Origin of the sequence: Pseudomonas cichorii (genome assembly GCF_015471405.1) — a bacterium.
Lineage (GTDB): Bacteria > Pseudomonadota > Gammaproteobacteria > Pseudomonadales > Pseudomonadaceae > Aquipseudomonas > Aquipseudomonas serbiensis.
The window spans coordinates 52,918-76,710 of record NZ_BLVZ01000008.1 but is presented as its reverse complement, the minus strand read 5'-3'; the positions used below and the strand labels follow the sequence as shown (position 1 = coordinate 76,710).

The following is a 23,793-nucleotide window of genomic DNA, read 5'->3' as shown; positions in this document are numbered from 1 at the left end:
GCGGATCCGTGCTTCCGGCCTTTTCCCGCCTGCCTGTAACAGTGGACTTGCCTCTGCTGTTACAGGCGCTCTCGCGTATTGCCGATACGGCCTGGACCGCGCATTTCAATGCCGGTTACTACGACGGGCAGTGGTCGGGTGTCGCGCTGATTTCCGCTGCCGACGCCCTGACGGAGTTATCGTCAGGTGCAGGCGAACCCATCCCCCGAGATCCTTGGCAAGCCGACGACCGCTGGGCTGCTGCCTTGCACGACCTGCCGCTGGATATTCGCAGCGCCCGCCTGCTGCGACTTGGGCCGGGTAGCCGAATCCACGAACACCGCGATTACGACCTCGGCGGACCGCAGGCTGATCGTCGTTTGCACATTCCCTTGCTCAGTTCGCCGGACGTGGATTTCATGCTGGACCGCCAGCGCATCCCGATGAGTGCGGGCGAGTGCTGGTTTCTGGATCTGGCCCGACCTCACAGTGTCGATAACTGGGGGCAGCAAGAGCGTGTTCATCTGGTGCTCGACTGCCGCCCCAATGCCTGGCTTGAACAGCAGATCGAAGCCGGTTTATCCACAACCCCACCCGCTGGCCAAGGCCGGGCAGCCGAAGCCTTTGCACAGTTCAGGGCCTTGCTGGAGTGCGATTCCCGGTTGTGTCGCATCTTGCAGGACGAACCGGACAGCGAGGCTTTCATCACCCGTACCCTGGCGCTGGGTGCCGAGCGCGGTCTGCATTTCGGTCGTGAAGACATACGCGCCGCGATGCGTCTGGGGCGCAATCAATGGAACCGACAATGGACAGCCTGAAAGACTGGCTGCCCATCCGCATCTGGCAGGAAGCTGAAGAATGGCGGGTGGACTGGTGCTGGTTTGGCGACCGCAAGCTCGACCAACCCTTCTTCCGCGATGCGGTGGACGAAGCGCTGCGCCTGCCTTTCAACCAGGCGTTCCGTCGTGAAACACCTCTTGCCGTGTTGTGTGATTGGCAACTGCCTGCCATCGACCCCACTGCGTTCGTTTATCACGCCTCGCGCTGCGGTTCGACCCTCATCGGCCAGATGCTGGCGCAGCTCGACGAAGCGATAGTGATTTCCGAACCACCGCCGCTCGATGCGCTGCTGCGCGGCACGCTTGAGCCTGAAGTGCGCAATGCTGCCTTGCGTGGCCTGCTCGCCGCCTATGGTCAGATCCGAGGCGGCACCGAGCAAAAGCTGGTGATCAAACTGGATGCGTGGAACATCGGCGAACTGCCGCTGCTGCGCGAGTGCTTTCCTGACGTGCCGTGGATGTTTGTGTATCGCGAGCCTCTGGAAATCGCCGTCTCCCACATGCGCCGTGCAGGCATGCACATGGTGCCCGGCATCATTGGCCCCAGCTCACTGGACGGGGAAAGTCAGGGCAATGTCCGGGAAGACTACATTGCTCAGCGACTGGGCCGGATTCTCGACTTCGGTCTTGAATACTGCCGCGTCTTTGCTGGCCTGCCGGTGAACTACCGGGAACTTCCCGGGGCGATGCAAGGGCACCTGTCGGACTTCTTCGGGCTTGATGCTGCGCAATGCAGCAAGGCGCTGCTGGCGACGGTCCAGCACGCCAAACAACCGGGTCAGGTATTTGTTGCCGACAGCCGGGATAAACATCGCGAGGCCACCGACCTGCTCAAGGACCGGATAGAATGCTGGACCCGCACTTCCTACGAGGCGCTGGAAGTCTTGCGAGGTGAGCGAAGCCTCAATCGGCAGGCATAAGCTCGATAGCACTACACATTTCCATTATTGGCCTGGGAGCATAATTTCCCGGGCATCGCTGTGAATGCTCAACAGGAAGTCCAGGTATGGCTGCGGGTAAAAGAACATTGTGGGGCGATGTGAAATTCATTGTGCTGGCTGTCATCTTTTTGCTGATAGCCGTACCCGGAAGTTTTGCGGCTTACCGGCTTTTCTGGACCGATGCGACGCTTTGTCTTGCGGAAGGGAAGGTGCTGAGTGATGAAGAGCATCGGCAGCGGTTTCTTGAGAGTCTGGTCAGGCTTGAAGTTGATAATAGTTATATTTATAAGAGACACGATGGTAATACACATCTAAAGGCCGGGATCATATACGAAGGCTGGCGCTATGATTTTATGCGGACTCTCCAAGTATCAAGAGTCAATACCAAATCGTTTGAAGAAAACTTTGGAGTAAAAATTGTTGCGCCGGTCAGTAATGAGGCCAGGTTTGAGTATCCTCGGGAACCCTTTGTGCTGGTGAGCTCTTTTGATGGAGGGCAGGGTTCAGCAACGTTTATTGCCTCTCGAGATGTAAAGCTTGTAAGCGACCCGAGTGAGTTACTCGAAAAGATCAGTATGTACGACCGGCTTCTTGGTTTTGGAAGCAAATTCTATGAAATTACCCACAGCGGATTAAATACCGAATGCTGTGGAAGTAAAAAGCACGGCGAAACTGAAGATGAGTATCGGTCCAGGAAAGATTTCGCCTATCAAACGACGATGAATTCGATTTCAAGAGGCTTTACAACTCGTACAGCCGTTACTGCTGCCTCGGGCTGTGGGGATGTACTGACAGATAAAAATGAGAATGGGTTTGATATGCGCCACATAAGGTGGGTGACGGTCAGGGACAGGTGAGGCTATTGCAGGGCAGTCGCGTGATGTCAGCGTGTCATGAGGATGGGATGGCTGTCGTTTTCTGATGCCGATGAGCCGATTATTTTGCTTATTCGGCTCATATGGTGAGCTGAATAGCGCTACTATTCGGCTCACACCCAGAGAACCTTCCCATGAGCGAACCCCTGAACTGGATCTGGCAGCACCCGGACTGGCCGCATTTTCGCTGGCAGGCTGAGCCGTTGGCGGTGTTGTTACGTGAGTGCTTTCAGGCTCAGGGCCAGTTGCTGGGCATGTTGAGCGCCGCAGGCACGGATACCAGCGCGCAAACGGAGCTGGATGCTCTGTTGCAAAACATCATCACTTCATCGGCCATCGAGGGAGAGCAACTGAATGTTGGTTCGGTGCGTTCTTCGCTTGCCAGGCGGCTTGGGCTTGAAGGCGGTCAACAGACCAACCCGCGCAGCGAAGGCTTGGCAGAGTTGATGCTCGATGCCACGCAACAACATCATGCTGCACTGACCATTGAGAGAATGCTGCGCTGGCATACTCTGCTGTTTCCAGAGCCGCAATCGCTTATGGCTCACAATATTCGAGTGGGAAGCTTGCGAGGCGAAGAGCCCATGCAAGTGGTTTCTGGACGCATCGATCAACCCACTGTGCATTTTGAAGCACCGCCACGCCAAGGTCTGGAAGCGCAACTGCAGGCATTTCTGGACTGGTTCAATGCCAGTCGCTCCGATGTCAGCCTTGATCCTTTGTTACGTGCAGGGCTGGCGCACTTCTGGTTCGTGACGCTCCATCCTTTCGACGATGGCAATGGACGCCTTACTCGGGCCATCACCGATCTGGCGCTGGCTCAGGCGGAAAATCAGTCCATTCGCTTTTACGCCATGTCCGCCAGCATCCTCGCCACTCGGCAGGATTACTACCGCATTCTGGAACGCACCCAGAAGGATGGCCTGGATATCACGTCATGGCTGCAATGGTTTCTTCAGACCTTACTGCATACCCTGCAACAAGCGATCAAACGTATCGACCGGGTTCTGGCAAAGGCGCGTTTCTGGCAACAGCACCGCGATAAAGGTCTGGCACCTGAGCAAATCAAAGTCCTGAACCGCTTGCTGGATGGAACCCTGCTGGCCGACAAACCAGGTTTTGAAGAAGGCATCAGCGCCGGGCAATACCAGGCCGTTACCAAAGTCAGTAAAGCCACGGCCACCCGGCATCTGGCCGACCTGCTGGAAAAAGGCTGTTTGCAGAAACTGCCGGGAGGCGGGCGGAGTACGCGGTATGAGGTGAGTTGGGGTTAAATGATCTGGCCTTTCACGAATGAATTCGCTACTCATCGTGTGAGGGGCCTTGGCCGCGACTGAAGGACAACCCACTCCTCGTGCCTCCGATAGCAAGACGCCTCCCTTTCCCTTGAGTGAAATTTCCGAGAAAATCCCGACCGCTTGCGCCCTGTGATTCGGGTCTCTAACCTCCTGCCGTCGCTGCAAAATCAGCGGTCAGGTTTGGTAGACCTGAAGTTTATTGGCGCAAGGCGCCACCTTTTGCGAGGCGCTTTTTTACGGCCTGTGTTTTGGTGGCCGTGCGCATGGCGTCCTTGGACGCGCCGGGTGCCAATAACCGGTTCTACCAACTTGCGTGCGGCCGCCACCCAATCGTTGGTAGCGATGGATGACGGCTCCTTTTGGTTTATTGGAGTTGTATCCGATGCTCAAAGTCACCCCCGACCCACCCGTTATCCCCACCGCCCACTTCATCGCCAACGAAGCATTGAGCTACGAAGAAGCGCTTATCCGTGCCTCCGATCTGTTGCGTTGCGCCATGGCCACGGCATACGAATGCGGCGACGGCCTCAGTGGCTCGCAGCGTGATCTGGCGTTTTCCGTGGTTCACCTGATCGAGATGGCCAATACGCTGTTGGAGCGGTCGTTGCGGTAGATGGGTTTTTCGCGAATGAACTCGTTCCTGCGCGGGTACGAATTCATTCGCGAAACCTGTGTCATTGACTCTTCGAGACGTTCAACTTGATTGGAACAGTCAGCGTTCCTCCCCAGTTGTAATCGGAGGCAGCCCTTATAGCCAATCTCAGTACACCTTCGTAATTATCGTCGGGCAGAGGCAATAAGTTGTCCGAGAGGTGATAGCTCAGTTTCCAATAGACGCTATGGTCATTGCTCAAGCATGACCTGACCGCATGCATGGGATATTCCTCGGGACAATCTCCATGTCTGAGGGTGCCGCGCAGGACGACGTGGTAAGGCACTCTATGTGTGCCCACCACCAGCGTTTTCAGTTTTGTATAGTGCTCTCCCTCAATCGCTTGAAGCGTTGTCGGACCTTCCTCCTTGCCATAAGCAACAAGGCCAATGAAAGACTTGAAGTCCGGTATGGCTATTGTTCCCTGAGTCGTTGGATTTGCAGAAACGTTCCATTCCGACGAATACTGCACACTGGGTTTGATGGGGTCAGGCAGGTTGAGATCTACGATGGTTTTTCGCGCCTCTGCGCTGTAAGGAAACGCCCATTTATCAAAGAAACCACTTAAATTCTTACCGACTATTCTGCTGCTATTAACCGCAAACCAGTCGATCTTTTTCTGATCTGTCGAGAAATCACCGGCATTCTCACCTCGCGCATAGGCAATCCGGAAATCCTTGGCGAACTGTGCATGCCAGTCCGGGAAGGAGATATAAAGTTGCCCGAGCATCATTAACGTTTTATCTCCAGGGTTGTCGGGAACTTCAGGTAACCCCTCCATTGCCAGGAATCGCCCTACAGCTTCCGGGTCCGAGATTATATAGGCTCCGAATCGTGGGTGGCACCGCTGGAAGTTGGCTACTTTATTGCCTGTCAACATTCGGCAAGCTTCCAGCGAGAACAAGTTGTTGCTGATTTCTGTGAGGTGGTTCCATTTCCATGCCAGTTGATTCTGGTGACCATATTCATGCCAGTCGCCCCACTGGCTGGTCACCCGGTTTCCACCAAAATCTATTCCGACCAGTCCGTTGTAATAATGAGACATACAGCAAATATTGAAGCTTGCCTGATACATTGATAAGGCTAAAGTATCAAGTGGCGTATCGGTCTGCCATGTAAAGCCATTGAATTGATCATAGCGGGTTGTAACGATCAGGTGCTCCCTCATCATGGCATCTATATCTTTATCGGCATGCTGCAAGGCGACGGATGCAGGGAAGTCCATCACGGTTCTGCCGTTGAACAGGTAGACCTGGCCTGAGGGATCAGGCTTTTTGGCGATCGCTGGCCAGTCGCTCGTTGGTGTTACTCCGAAGAGATAGAGCGACGTGTTTTCATGGGGCGGGGAGGTGCTTATATTGACAAATTGGCCCCAACTGCTCCAGTTATTCATGTTCTTTCCGGCGTCCACACAGGCAAGCATCAGCATGCCGGGAATGGTTGCTTTGTAGACCTGAGTCGAGTTTTTCTTCAAGGTCATGCTGTTCGTGGCCGAGGCCCCGTAAGGCTTGTCGAAGTTGGCGAATGTGTGAGCGGAACAGCGTGTAAGCAGGCTGGGATAGTCTTTGACGTCCAGAGTTATCTCATCGCCGACCGCCAGATAAACATGAGTGGGTATATAGATATTTCTACGCTGCCATCCCCCCACGCGCCTCATTTCATTCTCTTGTTCTTCGAGAACGGGAATATTATACGTATCTTCATCGCCTCCATATATTTCATTTATCCGTAATTGCCACAGCAATACTTCGCCAATTACACCTTGTGTGGAGGCTTGAGAAATATCGTTTTTTCTATCGAGGGATTCCGAAGGTACCAATGTTTCTTTGTCATCATAGATAGCGTCGTCTTCGGCATGGGCGGTGATACCCGTAACTAATGTTAACAGGATGGCGATTGAGTGAAGGTATAAGCGAGTGGCGTTATATAACCTCGCTTGGTAACAAGGCGTGTTCATTGTCTGGCTCCTTTTTATAGTGCTTCCTTTATTGGATGTAGTTTAGTTTGCCCATCATTGAATGGGCGCATGCAGGTATATCGTTTGGCAATACTCATGGGCCATTCAGGAGCGAACTCATTCGCGAAAAGCAGCCCGATTCATTACTCCAACCGTAACGATTCCGCTCCCTGCTTGATTGATGCTCCACACCCTTCGCTCCTAAGGTGACCCACGACAGCGAATTCGTGGAGTGATCATGACAACAATAATGAACCCCGACGCACGCTGGTCGCGTCGTCGCAGTGAGAAGCAGCGGCGGCTCGAACAGGTGCGAGCCCTCGCCGATGGTGTGGTGTTGCCGACCGACAAGATTGTCGCGGCGCTGGAGGCCTTGCTGGTTTCCGGGGACCGTGTGGTGTTGGAAGGCAACAACCAGAAGCAGGCAGACTTTCTTTCCCGGGCACTGGCCAAGGTCGATCCGGCCAAGGTTCACGATCTGCACATGATCATGCCCAGTGTCGGTCGGGCCGAGCATCTGGATCTTTTCGAGCAGGGCATCGCCCGCAAGCTGGATTTCTCTTTCGCCGGAACGCAAAGCCTGCGCATCAGCCAGTTGCTTGAAGACGGGTTGCTGGAAGTCGGCGCCATCCACACTTACATCGAACTCTATTCTCGGCTGGTGGTGGACCTGATCCCCAACGTGGTGCTGGCCGCTGGTTTCATGGCCGACCGGGCAGGCAATATCTACACCGGCCCGAGCACCGAAGACACTCCGGCTCTGATCGAGCCCGCAGCCTTCAGCGACGGCATTGTCATCGTCCAGGTCAACCAGTTGGTGGATGACGTCAGCGAACTGCCACGTGTCGACATCCCGGCCTCCTGGGTCGATTTCGTGGTGGTGGCTGACAAGCCGTTCTATATCGAGCCGCTGTTCACCCGCGATCCTCGCCACATCAAGCCGGTGCATGTGCTGATGGCGATGATGGCGATTCGCGGCATCTATGAAAAACACAACGTTCAGTCGCTCAACCACGGCATTGGTTTCAACACCGCCGCCATTGAGCTGATCCTGCCGACCTACGGCGAATCTCTGGGCCTCAAAGGCAAGATCTGCCGCAACTGGACACTCAATCCGCACCCGACGCTGATCCCCGCCATTGAAAGTGGCTGGGTCGAAAGTGTGCATTGCTTCGGCACCGAGCTGGGCATGGAAAACTACATCGCCGCCCGGCCCGATGTGTTCTTTACCGGGCGTGACGGCTCGCTGCGCTCCAACCGCCAGTTGTGCCAACTGGCCGGGCAGTACGCGGTGGATCTGTTTATCGGCGCGACCTTGCAGGTCGATGGCGACGGGCATTCCTCGACCGTTACTCGCGGTCGGCTGGCAGGCTTCGGTGGTGCGCCCAACATGGGTCATGACCCTCGCGGCCGTCGCCATGCAACTCCGGCCTGGCTCGATATGCGCCAGCAGAGTGGCGATGCTCCCGAGGCTTATCTGGAGCGTGGCAAGAAGCTGGTGGTGCAGATGGTCGAGACTTTCCAGGAAGGCGGCAAACCCACCTTTGTCGAAACTCTCGATGCAGTTGAAGTGGCCAAGAAGAGCGGCATGCCACTGGCACCGATCATGATCTATGGCGATGACGTCACCCACCTGCTCACCGAAGAGGGCATCGCCTATCTGTACAAGGCACGCAGCCTTGAAGAGCGTCAGGCGATGATCGCCGCCGTGGCAGGCGTGACGGTGATCGGCATGCGCCACAACCCCAAGGACACTGCACGCATGCGCCGTGAGGGCCTGATTGCCTTGCCGGAGGACCTGGGGATTCGTCGCACCGATGCCAGCCGTGAATTGCTTGCTGCCAAGAGCATTGCCGAGCTGGTCCAGTGGTCTGGCGGCTTGTACAACCCGCCTGCGAAATTCAGGAGCTGGTGATGCGCGCACTCAAACTGGATTCACCACCCGTTACCCTTGGCGAGCACCTGGCCGATATGGCTGTGGAAGCACTGATAGACGAAGCCGACCTGTCACCCAAGCCTGCATTGGTGGACCGGCGCGGCAGCGGGGCGCACACCGATCTGCACTTGGGCCTGATGCATGCGTCGGCCCTGTCGCTGTGGCCAACCTTCAAGCAAATGGCCGATGCCGCTCTGGAGTTCGGTGAAGTAGGCCAACCGTTGCGTGAGGCCTTGGGCAGGCTCGGGCGCGAAGGTGAAAGCGACATGCTGCGCGCCACTGCTGGTGTGAACACTCATCGCGGTGCTATCTGGGCCTTGGGGCTGCTGGTGGCTGCTGCTGCGCTGGAACCGGAAAACTGTAAGCCAGCGGCTATCTGTTTGCGGGCTGCGCAGTTGGCACTGATCGAGGATCGTTATGCCGTCGCTCAGCCCAGCAATGGCCGTGAAGTCGCACGACGTTACGGCGCGATGGGGGCTCGGGAGCAGGCGCAGCTTGGCTTCCCGGCGATCACCCGCTTTGGCCTGCCACAACTGCAACACAGCCGTGCGGCGGGCTGTGGCGAGCAGAATTCCCGGCTGGATGCCTTGCTGTCGATCATGACCACTCTGGCGGACACCTGCGTGCTGCACCGTTCCGGAATGACCGGGCTTGAAGCCATGCAGCGCGGCGCACAGCGGGTTCTGGATGCTGGCGGCAGTGCCAGCCTGGCAGGGCGCCGCTATCTGCAAGAGCTGGATCAGCAACTGCTGAGCCTGAATGCTTCTCCTGGAGGCGCAGCCGATCTGCTCGCCGCCTGCCTGTTTATCGATAGCCTTGAGCCTGCGCTCGGCCATTCATCGAGGAGTCTTTGATCATGGAAACCCTGTCTTTTGAATTTCCTGCCGGGCAGCCGCCCAGAGGCCGTGCATTGGTGGGCTGTGTGGGGTCGGGCGACCTGGAAGTGCTGCTGGAGCCGGGCTTGCCGGGCAAGCTGTCGATCCAGGTGGTGACCTCGGTCAATGGTGCATCTGCGCGTTGGCAACATCTGTTCGAGCGCATGTTCGATGGCCAGACACCGCCAGCCCTGAGCATCGATATCCATGATTTCGGTGCGACACCGGGCGTGGTGCGTCTGCGTCTGGAACAAGGTTTCGAGGAGATCGGCCATGACTGATACCGCTCGTTTGCTGAGCCAGCACAGCTTTATCGAACTGGGTGCCCGTCAGCGTGCCCGTGCCTTGCTGGATGCTGGCAGCTTTCGTGAGCTGCTTGATCCTTTCGCTCGCGTCATGTCGCCCTGGCTGGAGCGCCAGGGTGTCGTGCCTCAGGCCGATGATGGTGTTGTGGTCGCCAAGGGCACGGTTGATGGTCGGCCTGTAGTGATTGCGGCCATCGAGGGTGCGTTTCAGGGCGGCAGCATGGGCGAAGTGGGCGGCGCAAAAATGGCCGGAGCACTGGAGCTGGCTGCCGAAGACAACCGCAAGGGCATTCCGACCGCTGCGATTCTGTTGCTGGAAACCGGCGGCGTGCGTTTGCAGGAAGCCAATCTGGGACTGGCAGCGATTGCCGAGATTCATGCGGCGATTGTCGATCTGCGCCAGTACCAGCCGGTGATCGGTGTGGTGGCGGGCAGTGTCGGGTGCTTTGGCGGCATGTCCATCGCGGCAGGCTTGTGCAGCTATTTGCTGGTCACCCAGGAGGCCCGTCTGGGCTTGAACGGCCCACAGGTGATCGAGCAGGAGGCGGGCATCGAAGAGTATGACTCTCGCGACCGGCCGTTTATCTGGAGCCTGACCGGTGGTGAGCAACGTTTCGCCAGCGAACTGGTGGATGGTTTTGCTGCTGACGATGTGGCGGATATCCGGCAGCAGGTCAGTGGCTGGCTCGGTGACGGCGTACCTGCCCAGCATCGCAGCAGCCAGTACGACCTGTTCCTGCAGCGTCTCTCGCGCCTGGACACCACGCCGCAGATTGACCCGCAGGCGGTGCGCACCCTCTATCAAGGAGCCAAGTCATGAGTGATTCCCCACGTGGTTTGAACTGGTTCAACGCCTTGAGCGCGCAGGCCAGAGAAGTGGTGGGCTTGCCCGCATCGGTTAAGGCCGCGGACGGCAGCTTTGGTAATCGGCCGGTACGTTTTCTGGCCGTAATCGCCGATGGCGACAACCGTTTTCCCCGCGCGCGCAATGGGGAAGTCGGTTTGCTGGAAGGCTGGGGGCTGGCCAAGGCAGTGGACGATGCCATCGAACTGGATCGTCAGGCTGATCACAAACGTGCGTTGATCGCGATTATCGATGTGCCGAGCCAGGCCTATGGCCGCCGCGAGGAAGCCTTGGGGATTCACCAGGCACTGGCGGGTGCCGTGGACAGTTACGCTCGTGCCCGTCTGGTCGGGCATCCGGTGATTGGCCTGTTGGTGGGCAAAGCCATGTCCGGTGCCTTTCTGGCCCATGGTTATCAAGCCAACCGACTGATTGCCCTGCGTGATCCGGGGGTAATGGTGCATGCCATGGGCAAGGCGTCCGCCGCCCGTGTGACGTTGCGCAGTGTCGAAGAGCTGGAAAAGCTCGCTGCCAGCATCCCGCCCATGGCCTATGACATCGACAACTATGCGAGTCTGGGTCTGCTCTGGGAAACCTTGCCGGTCAGCCAGATCGAACAGCCCGGTGCGGATGATCTGGCCAAGGTGCAGAACGTCCTGAGCAGTGCCATCGAGGATGTGCAGCGTAGCGGCACTGACCTGAGCGGTCGTCTGGGGGCCAGCAATCGTGCAGCCTCGTCGACCGTGCGCCAACTGTTGCGGGCTCAGTGGTAATGAATACCCCGCTGACGGTGCTGCCCCATGACTTGTTGTGGGGTATGCCTCTGTCCGACTTGCCTGCGGATGCACCCGACTGGGTGTTTGAAGTGGTCAGCAAGGGCCAGCCCGTGGTGGTGCGCCGTGCGTCGGTAGCAGCGGGGCAGGTGGCGGTGGGTATTCGCGGGTCGCTTCGCGAGCAGCGTTATGCCGCGATCATGGCTTGCTCGGCTATCGAGCGTCATGTGCGCCCTGAGCAACTGACTCATCTTGCCACTAGAAATCCTTGCAATTGGCCTGCGCTGGATGCCTTGCGTCAGGTTCGTCCAGTGATGGATGTATTGGGGTTGAGTTGGGGTGTCAGCGGCAGTGCGGGCTTTGAACTGGCCAGTGGTTTTTCGGCACTGCATCAGGGCAGCGATCTGGATCTGATTCTGCGCACGCCGCAGTTTGTGAGTCGCCGTTGGGCGGCCGAGCTGGTGGAGGCGCTGGAAACAGCGACCTGCCGGGTCGATGTCCAACTGCAACTGAACGATGGGGCGGTGGCGTTGCGTGAATGGGCCGGGGCTTCCCGTCAGGTTCTGCTCAAAAGCTCGACAGAGGCCCGACTGGTCAGCGATCCATGGCAGCCGCCAAGGATGTGCGCATGAGCAGCTTCTGGGTGTTTCCCGGTCAGGGCGCGCAACAGGCGGGCATGTTGCACCAGTTGCCGGACTCGCCCGTGGTGCGTGATTGCCTGCGCGAAGCTGCCGAGGTGCTGGATGAGGATGTACTGCGGCTTGACCACGCCGACGCGCTGCAATCGACCCGTGCTGTTCAGCTTTGTCTGTTGATCGCCGGAGTGGCTTATGCCCGAGTGTTGCAACAACTCGGTTGTCAGCCGGATTACGTCGCAGGCTTGTCGATTGGCGCTTATCCGGCAGCCGTAGTCGCCAATGCGTTGGCTTTCGAGGATGCGCTTCGGCTGGTGGCCTTGCGGGGTGAGTTGATGCAGAACGCCTACCCCGAAGGCTATGGCATGACTGCCATTATCGGGCTGGATCAGGCCTGCATCGAGGCATCGATTGCTCAGGTTCACAGCCAGGATTCGCCGGTGTTTCTGGCCAATATCAACGCCGAGAACCAATGCGTCATTGCAGGCAGCAGCCAGGCGATGGAACGGGTCGGGCGTCTGGCAAAAGAGGCCGGTGCAGCCGCCGTCAAACGGCTGGCCGTGAGCGTGCCGTCCCATTGCGCTCTGCTGGAAGAGCCTGCGCAGGTGTTGGCCAAGGCATTCGCCAGCGTCCGGCTTGAGGTGCCCAAAGTGCGTTACCTCAGCGGCAGTACGGCGCGCCCCATCGTGAATGCTGAAAAGCTGCGTGATGACCTGACTTTCAACATGTGCCGTGTCATCGACTGGCGCAGTACCGTGCAGACCGCCTACGAGCGCGGCGTGCGGCTACAGATCGAATTACCGCCTGGCACCGTGCTGACGGGGCTGGCGCGCAAGGTGTTCGAACAAGGAACGGCAGTCGCCTTTCAAGGCGCTCGCCTGGACAGTCTGGTCGCGTTGTCGCGAGAGGAGGGAACCCGCAATCCATAGAAATGCTGAGTGCAATGCTGCTGCGAAGGACAAAAACAACAACTTCGGCAACGCAATTGAGGAATAACAACAATGATTATCTACGGTGTAGCTCTGCTGGCTATTTGCACTCTTTCGGGGGTGATTCTCGGTGACATGCTCGGCGTTCTGCTGGGCGTCAAATCCAATGTGGGCGGTGTCGGTATCGCCATGATCCTGTTGATCTGCGCCCGCCTGTGGATGCAGAAAAACGGCGGCATGAGCAAGGACTGCGAAATGGGCGTCGGCTTCTGGGGCGCGATGTACATTCCAGTGGTGGTGGCCATGGCCGCTCAACAAAACGTGGTGACTGCACTCAAGGGCGGACCTGTCGCCGTGCTGGCAGCCATCGGTTCGGTGGTGCTGTGTGCCTGCACCATTGCGTTGATCAGCCGTACCAATCGGGGTGAGCCGCTGCCCAAGGAAGAGCCGGACGTGATCCCGACTGCAACGCCTGTGGGAGGTCGCTGATATGTGGGATCTCATCGAGAAAGGTCTTGAACACAACGGTCTGATTACAGCCTTCGCTTTCGTTGGCGTGATCATGTGGATTTCGGTCATTCTGTCCAAACGGCTGACCTTTGGACGAGTGCATGGCTCGGCCATTGCGATTGTCATCGGCCTGATCCTGGCCTGGGTTGGCGGCACGTTGACCGGCGGGCAAAAGGGCCTGGCTGATATGGCGCTGTTCTCCGGGATCGGCCTGATGGGTGGTGCGATGCTGCGCGACTTCGCCATCGTTGCCACGGCGTTCGAGGTGCAGGCCACCGAGGCGCGCAAGGCCGGCATGATCGGCGCGGTTGCGCTGTTTCTGGGCACCATCCTGCCGTTCATTGTCGGGGCGAGCATTGCCTGGGTATTTGGTTATCGCGACGCAATCAGCATGACCACCATCGGCGCGGGCGCGGTCACCTACATCGTCGGCCCGGTGACAGGCGCTGCGCTTGGGGCGTCCTCGGATGTCATGGCCTTGTCCATCGCCACCGGTTTGATCAAGGCGATTCTGGTGATGGTCGGAACACCGATGGCCGCACGCTGGATGGGCCTGGACAACCCGCGCTCGGCAATGGTCTTCGGCGGCCTGGCCGGAACCGTCAGCGGCGTGACCGCCGGCCTTGCTGCGACCGACCGGCGTCTGGTGCCTTATGGCGCCTTGACCGCTACCTTCCACACCGGGCTGGGCTGCCTGCTCGGGCCGTCATTGCTGTACTTCATCGTGCGGGCCATTGTGGGATAGGGCGTTGGAGCGGCAAGCTGCAAGCTTTAAGCTTCAAGTCAAAAGCTTGCAGCTTGCAGCTTGCAGCTTGCAGCTCCGCCTCCGCGAATAAATTCGCTCCTACGCGATATTGGTCAGGCGGTTTGTATACATCCGGCATTCGGCAATCAGTGCCAGCAGGTTCGGGTCCCGCTCTCTGGATTTGAGAAACACCAGGCCGATGTGCTGTTGCATGCGATAGCGTTCCTGCAGCGGGATCAGTCGCACGCGGTTTTCATACACGGCTGCGATGCGGCCCGGCAGCAGGGCGTAACCCACGCCTGAGCTGACCATGCTCAGCAGTGTGAAGATGTCGTTCACCTGCATCGCCACCTTGGGCTCGAACCCCGCCTGTTGAAATACCCGCACACCGTCGCGGTGGGTGGCGAAGCCTTGGGTCAGGGTAATGAAGGTCGATTCGTACAGGTCGCTCAGGTCCACTTCCTGATGCTGGGAGAAGGGCGAGTCGGCAGGTACGGCGAGGAAGATATCGTCGGAAAACAGCGGCAGATGCTCGCAGTCCGGGTCATTGAGGCTTTCATCCAGCGAGACCAGCATCGCATCGACTTCCATGTTCTTGAGCTTGTAGAACAGGTCGATGTTCGAGCCCAGAATCAAGTCGATATTCAGTTCGCTGCGGCGGATCTTCAGGCCCATGATTAGCTGCGGAATGGTCTTGACCGTCAGGGAGTACAGCGCGCCAAGCTTGAAACGTGCGGCTGAGAAACCGGCCGCCTGGCGGGTCATTTCGACGGTGGTCAGCACGTCCTGAATCAGCTTCTGTGCGCGCTCTTCCAGCACGTAGGCGCTTTCCAGTGGCGTCAGGTTACGGCCTTCATGTTTGAACAGCGGGCAGCGCAGGGCGCTTTCCAGCGAATGAATGGCGCGATGCACGCTGACATTGCTGGTCTGCAATTCCGCCGCAGCCCGCGCCAGATTGCCTGTGCGCATGAAGGCCAGGAAGATTTCCAGTTTTTTCAGGGTTAGCTCGTCATCGATCTGCATGTCGTGGCGCTTGTTGTTGGTGTGCGTTGATTGTGCCTGACCCTGAAGACGATGACTGCTGCAAATATCTGCATTGCGCTTTACATCAATAACCGGGAGCCTCTACAACAGCTGTTTCGTGTAGTCAGAGGTAACGTGCGGATGTACTACGGAGAAAAATTCAACGCTTGGTCACATCTGGTAGGCGCGATATTGGCGGCGGCCGGCGCCATCTGGTTACTGGTGATGGCGAGTCTGCACGGCGATATCTGGAAGGTTGTCAGCATGGCGATCTACGGGGTGTGCCTGGTGATTCTGTACAGCGTCTCGACGGTGTATCACAGCGTTCGCGGGCGCGCTAAGGCCATCATGCAGAAGGTCGATCATTTTTCGATCTATCTGATGATTGCGGGCAGCTACACGCCGTTCTGCCTGGTGACATTGCGCGGTCCGTGGGGCTGGAGTCTGTTCGGAGTCGTCTGGGGGCTGGCGTTGATCGGCATCCTGCAGGAAATCAAACCACGTTCAGAAGCCCGGATCATGTCCATCGTGATCTATGCCGTGATGGGCTGGATCGTGCTGGTGGCGGTCAAGCCATTGCTGGCTGCGCTGGGGCTGGCGGGCTTTATATGGCTTGCCGGTGGCGGAGTGCTTTACACCGTCGGCATCATCTTTTTCGTGTTTGACCATATTCGCCACTGGCACGGGATCTGGCACCTGTTCGTGATTGCCGGAAGCCTGATGCATTTCATAGCGATCTGGTTCTACGTTTTGTAGCGAATTCTGTGGGAGGCAGCTTGCTGGCGACGATTCATTTGACGCCGTCGCGGGCAAGCCCCCTTCCACAAGGAAGCGCGTGATTTAGAAATCACCCCATAACTGCTGCGCGACACTCAGCGCAACCACCGGCGCTGTCTCGGTGCGCAGCACGCGCGGGCCCAGGCGGGCGGAGTGGAAGCCTGCTTCCCTGGCCTGTTCGACTTCCGCGTCGTTCAAACCGCCTTCAGGGCCGATCAGGAAGGCCAGGGTCGTCGGTTTTTCGTGGCTGGTCAGAGCTTCGGCGACTGGATGCAGGACCAGCTTGAGGCCTGCTTCGGTGCGTTTGAGCCAGTCGGCCAGAGGCATCGGTGGATGAATCACTGGCACCACGGAGCGGCCGCATTGTTCGCAGGCGCTGATTGCAATCTGTTGCCAGTGCGCCTGGCGCTTTTCGGCGCGTTCGTCCTTGAGGCGCACTTCGCAGCGTTCGCTGACAATCGGGGTTATTTCACTGACGCCCAGTTCTGTGGCTTTCTGGATGGCCCAGTCCATCCGCTCGCCACGCGACAGGCCCTGGCCCAGATGAATGCGCAGCGGCGATTCGATCTGCCCGGCAAGGCTTTCAACAAGCTGGACGCGCACGCGCTTCTTGCCGACTTCCACCAGTGTGCCGAGAAACTCCGTGCCCGAGCCATCGAACAGTTGCAGCGCATCGCCCTCGGCCATGCGCAGTACGCGACTGATGTAGTGTGCCTGGGCCTCGGGCAATTCGTGCTCGCCGAGGCTCAAGGTGGCGTCGATGAAGAAGCGGGACAGTCTCATGGTGGTTCTCTGGGTGATTGTTTTTTAACAAGTGCAGTGTGTGGCTTTCGGGGATGAATCCCCCCGTCATCAAACAAAACAGGAATTTCCGTAGGAGCGAATTCATTCGCGAAAGGCCGGTACATCCCATACAAATTCACTGCCTTGAATGACGTCTCGCGAATAAATTCGCTCCTACCGTTTAACGGGTTTTAACCGGGGTCACGAAAATCCGGATGGAAGTTCTCTCGCACGGCCACGCTGATGCTGCTGCGGGTAGCGATGTCGATGCCTTCGCTGGCGACTTCGGCCAGGAAGTCGATCTGCTCGGGTGTGATCACGTACGGCGGCAGGAAGTACACCACGCTGCCCAGCGGCCTCAACAGCGCACCGCGCTCCAGAGCGTGCTGGAAAACCTGCAGGCCTCGGCGCTCCTGCCACGGGTAAGCGGTTTTGGTCGCTTTGTCCTGGACCATTTCGATGGCCAGTGCCATGCCGGTCTGGCGCACTTCGGCTACATGCGGGTGATCCACCAGATGCGCGGTGGCCGTGGCCATGCGTTGTGCCAGCGCCTTGTTGTTCTCGATGACATTGTCCTGCTCGAAGATATCGAGGGTCGCCAATGCCGCCGCACACGCCAGCGGGTTGCCGGTGTAGCTGTGGGAGTGCAGGAAGGCGCGAAGCGTCGGGTAGTCGTCGTAGAAGGCGTCGTACACTTCGTCTGTGGTCAGGCAGGCGGCCAGTGGCAGATAACCGCCGGTCAGGGCCTTGGACAGGCACAGGAAGTCCGGGCGGATGCCGGCCTGTTCACAGGCAAACATGCTGCCGGTACGGCCGAAGCCCACGGCGATTTCATCGTGAATCAGATGCACGCCATAACGATCACAGGCCTCGCGCAGCAGCTTGAGATAGATCGGGTGATACATGCGCATGCCGCCCGCGCCCTGAATCAACGGCTCGACGATCACGGCTGCAACGCTGTCGTGATGCTCGGCCAGAGTCTGTTCCATGGCCGCGAACATGTTGCGCGAGTGTTCTTCCCAGCTCATGCCTTGCGGGCGGTTATAGCAGTCCGGGCTCGGCACTTTGATGGTGTCCATCAGCAGCGCTTTATAGGTTTCGGTGAACAACGGCACGTCGCCCACTGACATCGCGGCCATGGTTTCGCCGTGATAGCTGTTGGTCAGGGTCACGAAGCGTTTCTTGTTCGGCTGGCCGCGATTGAGCCAGTAGTGAAAGCTCATTTTCAGCGCCACTTCGATGCAGGACGAGCCATTATCGGAGTAGAAGCAGCGTGTAAGGCCTTCGGGAGTAAGCTTGACCAGCCGCTCGGACAGTTCAATCACCGGCTGATGGCTGAAGCCTGCGAGGATGACATGCTCCAGTTGATCGACCTGATCCTTGATCCGCTGGTTGATGCGCGGGTTGGCGTGGCCGAACACGTTGACCCACCAGGAACTGACGGCATCCAGATAACGCTTGCCTTCAAAGTCTTCCAGCCAGACGCCTTCGCCGCGTTTGATCGGAATCAGTGGCAGGTTTTCGTGATCTTTCATCTGCGTGCAGGGGTGCCACAGGACCTTGAGGTCGCGTTGCATCCACTGGTCATTCAGGCCCATTTGCAATCTCCGGGTAGCGGCTCGCATGACGCGAGTGCGAACAATCGCGCAAGCCTATGCAATGCCTGGCCGTGGGACAACCATTTGTATCGTATAGAACATCGCTGGCGGGCATTTTATGGCTGGCGTATGCTGCGCGCCTCTTCGTTGTTTTTAGCAATTTCCCCACGTTTTTCGGAGTTCACGGAATGCTTTCTGGGTGGCTGCGCGCGTGTGCGCTGGTAGTGATAGGGCTGGTCAGCGTTTCGACGCTTGCGAATGAAAAACAACGTACAGCCATTGTCGTCGGAGGCGGGCTGGCAGGCCTGACGGCGGCTTATGAGTTGCAGAACAAAGGCTGGCAGGTGACGCTGCTGGAGGCCAGGGCCAATATTGGCGGCCGTTCGGGGCTTGCCACCAGCGAGTGGATCGGCAATGCCAAGGCGCAGCCGGTTCTGAACCGTTATCTGGACAGCTTCAAGATCCAGAGCGTGCCGGCTCCTGAGTTTGTGCGGACGCCCGGTTATCTGATCGACGGTGTGCATTTCACCCAGGCCGATCTGGCGCTCAAGCAACCGGCAACCGCCGAGGCCATCAAGCGCTACGAGGAGACGCTGGACAACCTGGCGCGCTCCATCGAGAACCCTGAAAACCCGGCCGCCAACAGCACGCTGTTCGCTCTGGATCAGATCAACGTGTCCAACTGGCTGGATCGTCTGAACCTGCCTGCGACGGCGCGGCAGTTGATCAATCAGCAGATCCGTACTCGCTATGACGAGCCTTCGCGTCTGTCGCTGCTGTATTTTGCCCAGCAGTCGCGGGTTTACCGCGCAGTGGATGAGCGCGATCAGCGCGCTGCACGTCTGCCGGGTGGCAGCGTGGTGCTGGCCCAGGCTTTCGTCAAACAGCTCAAGACCATCAAGACCAGCTCTCCGGTATCGGCCATCGTGCAGGAAAAGGACGGCGTAACGGTCAAGGTCGGCGCAGTCGGTTACAGCGCCGACTACGTGGTGCTGGCCGTGCCTTTGCGCTCGCTGAGCAATATTCAGATGACGCCTGCGCTGGATGCCCAGCACATGGGCGCCCTCAAGGGCACCAACTATGGCTGGCGCGACCAGATCATGCTCAAGTTCAAGACGCCGGTCTGGGACAGCAAGGCGCGCATGTCGGGCGAGATCTTCAGCAATACCGGCCTGGGCATGCTGTGGATCGAGCCAGCACTCAAGGGCGGTGCCAATGTGGTGATCAACCTGTCTGGCGACAATGCCCGGATCATGCAGGCGTTTGGCGACAAGCAACTGGTCGATCAGGTACTGATCCGCTTGCACACGTTTTATCCACAGGCGCGTGGTGCCTACACCGGCTATGAAATCCGCCGTTACAGCGTCGATCCTTCGACAGGCGGTTCTTACCTGGCCTTTGGCCCCGGTCAGATCAGCAAGTACTGGCGTCTGTGGGAAAAGCCCGTGCAGCGTGTAGCTTTTGCGGGTGAACACACTGACGCTCTGTATCCCGGCACGCTGGAAGGCGCTCTGCGCAGCGGTCAGCGTGCAGCCAGTCAGGTACAGGATCTGGCGGCGGGCAAGTCGTTCGAGCCGGTAAAGGTGGTTCCTCCTGCGGCACCTGCTCCTGCGGTGCAGAAGTCAGAAGGTGGTTTCTTCAGCAATCTGTTCGGTGGTTCTTCCGACAAGCCTGCTGAAAAACCTGCCGAGAAGCCGGTCGAGAAAGCTCCCGAGCCAGCTCCAGCTCCGCTTCCGGCGCCTGTGCCTGTCGCTCCTGTGGTTACGCCGGTGGCTGAACCGGCCAAGACGCCTGCGAAAGCCGAGCCTGCCAAGAAGGCTCCGGCCAAGGCTGAACCAGCCAAGAAAGCGCCTGCCAAGGAAGCTGTGAAAAAAGAGCCTGTGAAAAAAGAGGCCGCCAAGAAAGAGGCTGTGAAGGAAAAGGCACCTGCCAAGCCGGCCACGGCTCCGAAAGCATCGGCTAAAACCGAAGCAGCATCGGCTGACGTCAAGAACTGAACCAGCCATCGCTGACAGGAAGGGCGCGGATAAACACCGCGCCCTTTTTTTATGCGCGGTGAATTCGTTCTTTATCAACCTGTGCAGAGGAACTTTCGTAATAGTGCCGTTCATCGCCATCGAAATGCCGACGGTCATGGCACAGTGTTACTGAGTGTGATTTATCGAGATGCTGCGTCAGCAGAACAGCCTGCGGTCGTCGAAAAGGACCCAGGTGGAAAATCGAAAGGTAGAGGGTAGAAAAATATTCATCGTATTTTTCGATAGTTCAGAGCGAAATTTTGCGCTTTCATTCGATAGATAAAAAGCTAGTCTGGTAACACTTATTACAGGGTATTTGCGATGCAGTTACGTAATTCATCCTCTCGCTACGGTCTGGTCGGCATGGTGCTGCATTGGGGTGTAGCGGTTGTGGTCTTCGGGTTGTTTGCGCTTGGGCTATGGATGGTGGGACTGGATTATTACGATACCTGGCGCAAGGCCGGGCCCGATCTGCACAAGAGCATCGGTATCACACTGTTTGCAGTGATGCTGTTCCGTGTGGTCTGGCGCCTGCTCAGCCCGCCGCCTCCACCATTGGCCAGCTACAGTAAGCTGACGCGCATTGGTGCTGCATTTGGTCACTTGTTTCTGTATGTCGTTCTGTTTGCTGTGATGTTCGCCGGTTACCTGATTTCCACCGCCGACGGCGTGGGGATTCCGGTTTTCGGTTTGTTCGAGGTGCCAGCGCTGGTCAGTGGCCTTCCCGAACAGGCGGAAACGGCGGGCTGGATTCATCTTTATCTGGCATGGCTCATCGTGGTTTTTGCGGGGTTCCATGGCCTGGCTGCACTGAAACACCACTTCATCGATCGCGATGTGACCCTCAAGCGTATGCTGGGTCGTAACTGATTGTTCAACCAAAACGGGAATAAAAGCATGTTGAAGAAGTCTCTCGCCGCTCTGGCTCTGGGTACCGCTCTGTTGTCTGCCGGTCAGGCGATGGCTGCTGATTACGTGATCGACAAGGAAGGCCAGCACGCTTTCATCGACTTCAAGATCAGCCACCTGGGCTACAGCTTCATCCACGGCACGTTCAAGGACTGGGACGGTACTTTCAGCTTCGACGCTGCCAAGCCTGAAGCCAGCAAGATCGCTGTCGAACTGAAAACCGCCAGCCTGTTCACCAACCATGCCGAGCGCGACAAGCACATCCTCAGCAAGGACTTCCTGGACGCTGGCAAATACCCTGAAGCCAAGTTCGTTTCCACCAGCGTCAAATCCACCGGCGCGAAAACCGCTGACGTCACTGGCGACCTGACCCTGCACGGCGTCACCAAGCCAATCGTGATCAAGGCTACCTTCAACGGCGAAGGCAAGGATCCATGGGGCGGCTACCGTGCCGGCTTCAACGGCACCAGCACTCTGAACCTGAACGACTTCGGCATCAAAGGCCCAGGTCCGACTTCTCAGACGCTGGACCTGGACATCACCCTCGAAGGTGTCCAGAAGAAGTAAGCGCTGTCTGATCGACGGAACGCCGACCTTGTGTCGGCGTTCCTGTTTTAGCCACATACAAAAACGCCCCGAACCAGTCGGGGCGTTTCTGTTTCAGCCATGCCGTCAGTTATCGCGGTTGCGAGTCAGCAGGGCCGGTTTTTCACCGCGTGGGCGGCTTGGCAACTGATCGAGCTGCTCGGCAGAAGGGAACCGGTCGATTTTCGATTCCTTGTGCACGATTTTCGGCTGCGGCTGCTGGCCTTCACGCTGGCTGCGAACTGCCGGTTCCTGACGAGGCTGATCGTCACGTGCCGGGCGGCGATTACGCGGCTGGCCGTCACGGGCACCGCCATTGCGCGGGCCGGAACCCGAGCCATTGCGTTTGGCGGGTGCGCCGCCGGTGCCGGCTCCGCTGCCTGAACTGCGTGGGTTGCCCGGGCGGCCTGAGCCTTGCGGACGTCCGGCGCCAGCAGGTGTTGCGCCCGGAGCGGCAGGCGCTCCAGGACGACGACCGCGACCCTGGTTCTTGCCTTGGTAAGGGCTTACATAGTCAGCGCGGTTACCGAAGTTATCCACTTCGTCATCCAGGAACTCGTCAGGTGCGCGATCGGACGATGGACGTGGCGGTTGCGACTGACGCTGTTCGCGTGGCGTGCCTTCGCGAGGTTTTCTTTCCCGCGGCTGGCGTGCCGGACGTTCGCCGGAAGCTGCGGCCGCAGGTTTTTCCTTGCCTTTGTCCTTGCCCTTGTCGCGACGGCCGCCGTTGTTGCTGCTCTTTTCGCCTTCACCGCGTGGAGCACGAGGCGCACGCGGATTACGAACATCCGGACGCTCGCGAACTTCAGGCTTTTCGGCCTCGACGGCATTGATATCGAAGCCCATCAGATCGCCGTCAGGGATTTTCTGACGGGTCATGCGCTCGATGCTTTTGAGCAGCTTCTCTTCGTCCGGCGCGACCAGCGAGATCGCCTCGCCGGTACGGCCCGCACGGCCGGTACGACCGATACGGTGAACGTAGTCTTCATCGACGTTAGGCAGCTCGAAGTTGACCACGTGTGGCAACTGGTCGATATCCAGGCCGCGGGCGGCGATATCGGTGGCGACCATGATCCGCACTTCGCCTGCCTTGAAGTCGGCCAGGGCTTTGGTACGGGCATTCTGGCTCTTGTTGCCGTGGATCGCGACAGCGCTGAGGCCGTGCTTGTCCAGGTACTCGGCCAGACGGTTGGCGCCGTGCTTGGTGCGGGTGAAAACCAGCACCTGCTCCCACGCGCCCTGAGTGATCAGGTGCGCCAGCAGCGAGCGCTTGTGGTTGGCTGGCAGACGGAAAACCCGTTGCTCGATACGCTCGACCGTGGTGTTCGGTGGCGTGACTTCGATGCGCTCCGGGTTGTGCAGCAACTTGCCAGCCAGGGCGGTGATGTCGTTGGAGAACGTCGCCGAGAACAGCAGGTTCTGGCGCTTGGCAGGCAGGCGGGCAAGTACCTTTTTCACGTCATGGACGAAACCCATGTCGAGCATCCGGTCTGCTTCATCGAGCACCAGGATTTCAACGTGGGACAGGTCGACGCTGCCTTGGCCGGCCAGGTCGAGCAGGCGGCCAGGGCAGGCCACCAGCACGTCCACGCCACGGGCCATGGCCTGGACCTGCGGGTTCATGCCGACGCCGCCGAAGATGCAGGCGCTGACGAACTTCAGATCGCGGGCATAGATCTTGAAGCTGTCGTGGACCTGGGCAGCCAGCTCGCGGGTTGGGGTCAGGACCAGAACGCGGGGTTGGCGCGGGCCGTGACGCTGGGATTTGTCCGGATGACCGTTGGGGAACAACCGCTCCAGAATCGGGAGGGCGAAGCCACCGGTTTTACCAGTACCTGTCTGTGCCGCAACCATGAGGTCGCGACCTTGCAACACGGCGGGGATGGCCCGCTGTTGCACCGGAGTAGGCTGGGTATAGCCCGCTGCCTCGATAGCGCGGACTAAAGCCTCGGAGAGACCGAGGGAAGCAAAGGACATGAGTAATCCTGTTCTGTTGGAGCTTGAGCT

At 58.5% G+C, this 23,793-nt stretch carries 23 protein-coding genes; 18 read left to right on the top strand and 5 right to left on the bottom strand.

What is annotated here, in order from left to right; genetic code table 11:
* The first annotated feature begins 8 nt into the window (after positions 1–8).
* The 5 genes from JL015_RS13995 (at position 9) to JL015_RS13975 (ending at position 4,545) form a co-directional block, all read left to right on the top strand.
* Positions 9–797: an aspartyl/asparaginyl beta-hydroxylase domain-containing protein gene (locus JL015_RS13995; protein WP_236250212.1), complete on the top strand. Its 789-nt coding sequence runs from the start codon at positions 9–11 to the stop codon at positions 795–797.
* Entirely contained in the window at positions 785–1,738 is a 954-nt protein-coding gene (locus tag JL015_RS13990) for a sulfotransferase family protein (protein WP_201018865.1), read from the top strand. The genes JL015_RS13995 and JL015_RS13990 overlap by 13 nt, the downstream gene beginning before the upstream one ends.
* Before the next feature lie 86 nt (positions 1,739–1,824).
* A complete protein-coding gene (locus JL015_RS13985; RefSeq protein ID WP_236250211.1) occupies positions 1,825–2,616 on the top strand; it encodes a hypothetical protein in 792 nt (263 codons plus the stop codon).
* A gap of 152 nt (positions 2,617–2,768) precedes the next feature.
* The gene (locus tag JL015_RS13980) at positions 2,769–3,908 is read left to right on the top strand and encodes a Fic family protein (protein WP_201005184.1); all 1,140 of its coding nucleotides are present in this window, start codon (positions 2,769–2,771) and stop codon (positions 3,906–3,908) included.
* Positions 3,909–4,314: 406 nt separating this feature from the next.
* A complete protein-coding gene (locus JL015_RS13975; RefSeq protein ID WP_201005180.1) occupies positions 4,315–4,545 on the top strand; it encodes a DUF6124 family protein in 231 nt (76 codons plus the stop codon).
* 61 nt (positions 4,546–4,606) lie between these two features.
* On the opposite strand, the gene JL015_RS13970 is transcribed toward JL015_RS13975, so the two are convergent.
* The gene (locus JL015_RS13970; protein ID WP_201018864.1) at positions 4,607–6,541 is read right to left on the bottom strand and encodes a M60 family metallopeptidase; all 1,935 of its coding nucleotides are present in this window, start codon (positions 6,539–6,541) and stop codon (positions 4,607–4,609) included.
* A 238-nt stretch (positions 6,542–6,779) separates the two neighbouring features.
* Here JL015_RS13970 and mdcA point away from each other — a divergent pair, with 238 nt between their 5' ends.
* From mdcA to madM, 9 genes are all read left to right on the top strand, one after another.
* Positions 6,780–8,456, top strand: coding sequence for a malonate decarboxylase subunit alpha (gene mdcA, locus JL015_RS13965; RefSeq protein WP_201018863.1), 1,677 nt, complete (start codon positions 6,780–6,782; stop codon positions 8,454–8,456).
* A complete protein-coding gene (locus tag JL015_RS13960) occupies positions 8,456–9,331 on the top strand; it encodes a triphosphoribosyl-dephospho-CoA synthase (protein ID WP_201005175.1) in 876 nt (291 codons plus the stop codon). Before mdcA ends, JL015_RS13960 begins: the two co-directional genes overlap by 1 nt.
* Positions 9,332–9,333: 2 nt before the next feature.
* Positions 9,334–9,633 carry a malonate decarboxylase subunit delta gene (locus tag JL015_RS13955; protein ID WP_201005173.1) on the top strand — a complete coding sequence of 100 codons (300 nt, stop codon included), beginning with the start codon at positions 9,334–9,336 and terminating at the stop codon, positions 9,631–9,633.
* The gene (locus JL015_RS13950; protein ID WP_201005172.1) at positions 9,626–10,477 is read left to right on the top strand and encodes a biotin-independent malonate decarboxylase subunit beta; all 852 of its coding nucleotides are present in this window, start codon (positions 9,626–9,628) and stop codon (positions 10,475–10,477) included. The genes JL015_RS13955 and JL015_RS13950 overlap by 8 nt, the downstream gene beginning before the upstream one ends.
* Entirely contained in the window at positions 10,474–11,274 is an 801-nt protein-coding gene (gene mdcE, locus JL015_RS13945; RefSeq protein ID WP_201018862.1) for a biotin-independent malonate decarboxylase subunit gamma, read from the top strand. Before JL015_RS13950 ends, mdcE begins: the two co-directional genes overlap by 4 nt.
* Entirely contained in the window at positions 11,268–11,906 is a 639-nt protein-coding gene (locus tag JL015_RS13940; protein WP_201018861.1) for a malonate decarboxylase holo-ACP synthase, read from the top strand. Before mdcE ends, JL015_RS13940 begins: the two co-directional genes overlap by 7 nt.
* A complete protein-coding gene (gene mdcH / locus JL015_RS13935; RefSeq protein ID WP_201018860.1) occupies positions 11,903–12,838 on the top strand; it encodes a malonate decarboxylase subunit epsilon in 936 nt (311 codons plus the stop codon). The genes JL015_RS13940 and mdcH overlap by 4 nt, the downstream gene beginning before the upstream one ends.
* Positions 12,839–12,910: 72 nt before the next feature.
* Positions 12,911–13,327, top strand: coding sequence for a malonate transporter subunit MadL (gene madL, locus JL015_RS13930; protein ID WP_201005168.1), 417 nt, complete (start codon positions 12,911–12,913; stop codon positions 13,325–13,327).
* 1 nt (position 13,328) lies between these two features.
* Complete coding sequence (gene madM / locus JL015_RS13925) at positions 13,329–14,093, top strand: malonate transporter subunit MadM (RefSeq protein WP_201005167.1); 765 nt, start codon at positions 13,329–13,331, stop codon at positions 14,091–14,093.
* 99 nt (positions 14,094–14,192) lie between these two features.
* On the opposite strand, the gene JL015_RS13920 is transcribed toward madM, so the two are convergent.
* Positions 14,193–15,116: a LysR family transcriptional regulator gene (locus tag JL015_RS13920; protein WP_201018859.1), complete on the bottom strand. Its 924-nt coding sequence runs from the start codon at positions 15,114–15,116 to the stop codon at positions 14,193–14,195.
* 141 nt (positions 15,117–15,257) lie between these two features.
* On the opposite strand from JL015_RS13920, the gene trhA reads away from it, so the two are divergent.
* Positions 15,258–15,872: a PAQR family membrane homeostasis protein TrhA gene (trhA, locus tag JL015_RS13915; RefSeq protein ID WP_201019030.1), complete on the top strand. Its 615-nt coding sequence runs from the start codon at positions 15,258–15,260 to the stop codon at positions 15,870–15,872.
* An 84-nt stretch (positions 15,873–15,956) separates the two neighbouring features.
* On the opposite strand, the gene JL015_RS13910 is transcribed toward trhA, so the two are convergent.
* Positions 15,957–16,676 (bottom strand): 16S rRNA (uracil(1498)-N(3))-methyltransferase, encoded by a 720-nt coding sequence (locus JL015_RS13910; RefSeq protein ID WP_201018858.1) that lies wholly within the window; start codon positions 16,674–16,676, stop codon positions 15,957–15,959.
* Positions 16,677–16,867: 191 nt separating this feature from the next.
* Positions 16,868–18,274: an adenosylmethionine--8-amino-7-oxononanoate transaminase gene (locus JL015_RS13905; protein ID WP_201018857.1), complete on the bottom strand. Its 1,407-nt coding sequence runs from the start codon at positions 18,272–18,274 to the stop codon at positions 16,868–16,870.
* 188 nt (positions 18,275–18,462) lie between these two features.
* On the opposite strand from JL015_RS13905, the gene JL015_RS13900 reads away from it, so the two are divergent.
* From JL015_RS13900 to JL015_RS13890, 3 genes are all read left to right on the top strand, one after another.
* Positions 18,463–20,271 carry a flavin monoamine oxidase family protein gene (locus JL015_RS13900; protein WP_201018856.1) on the top strand — a complete coding sequence of 603 codons (1,809 nt, stop codon included), beginning with the start codon at positions 18,463–18,465 and terminating at the stop codon, positions 20,269–20,271.
* A gap of 342 nt (positions 20,272–20,613) precedes the next feature.
* Positions 20,614–21,162 carry a cytochrome b gene (locus tag JL015_RS13895; protein ID WP_201018855.1) on the top strand — a complete coding sequence of 183 codons (549 nt, stop codon included), beginning with the start codon at positions 20,614–20,616 and terminating at the stop codon, positions 21,160–21,162.
* A gap of 27 nt (positions 21,163–21,189) precedes the next feature.
* The gene (locus JL015_RS13890) at positions 21,190–21,768 is read left to right on the top strand and encodes a YceI family protein (protein ID WP_201018854.1); all 579 of its coding nucleotides are present in this window, start codon (positions 21,190–21,192) and stop codon (positions 21,766–21,768) included.
* A gap of 105 nt (positions 21,769–21,873) precedes the next feature.
* On the opposite strand, the gene JL015_RS13885 is transcribed toward JL015_RS13890, so the two are convergent.
* Positions 21,874–23,763 (bottom strand): DEAD/DEAH box helicase, encoded by a 1,890-nt coding sequence (locus JL015_RS13885; protein WP_201018853.1) that lies wholly within the window; start codon positions 23,761–23,763, stop codon positions 21,874–21,876.
* Positions 23,764–23,793: the final 30 nt, after the last annotated feature.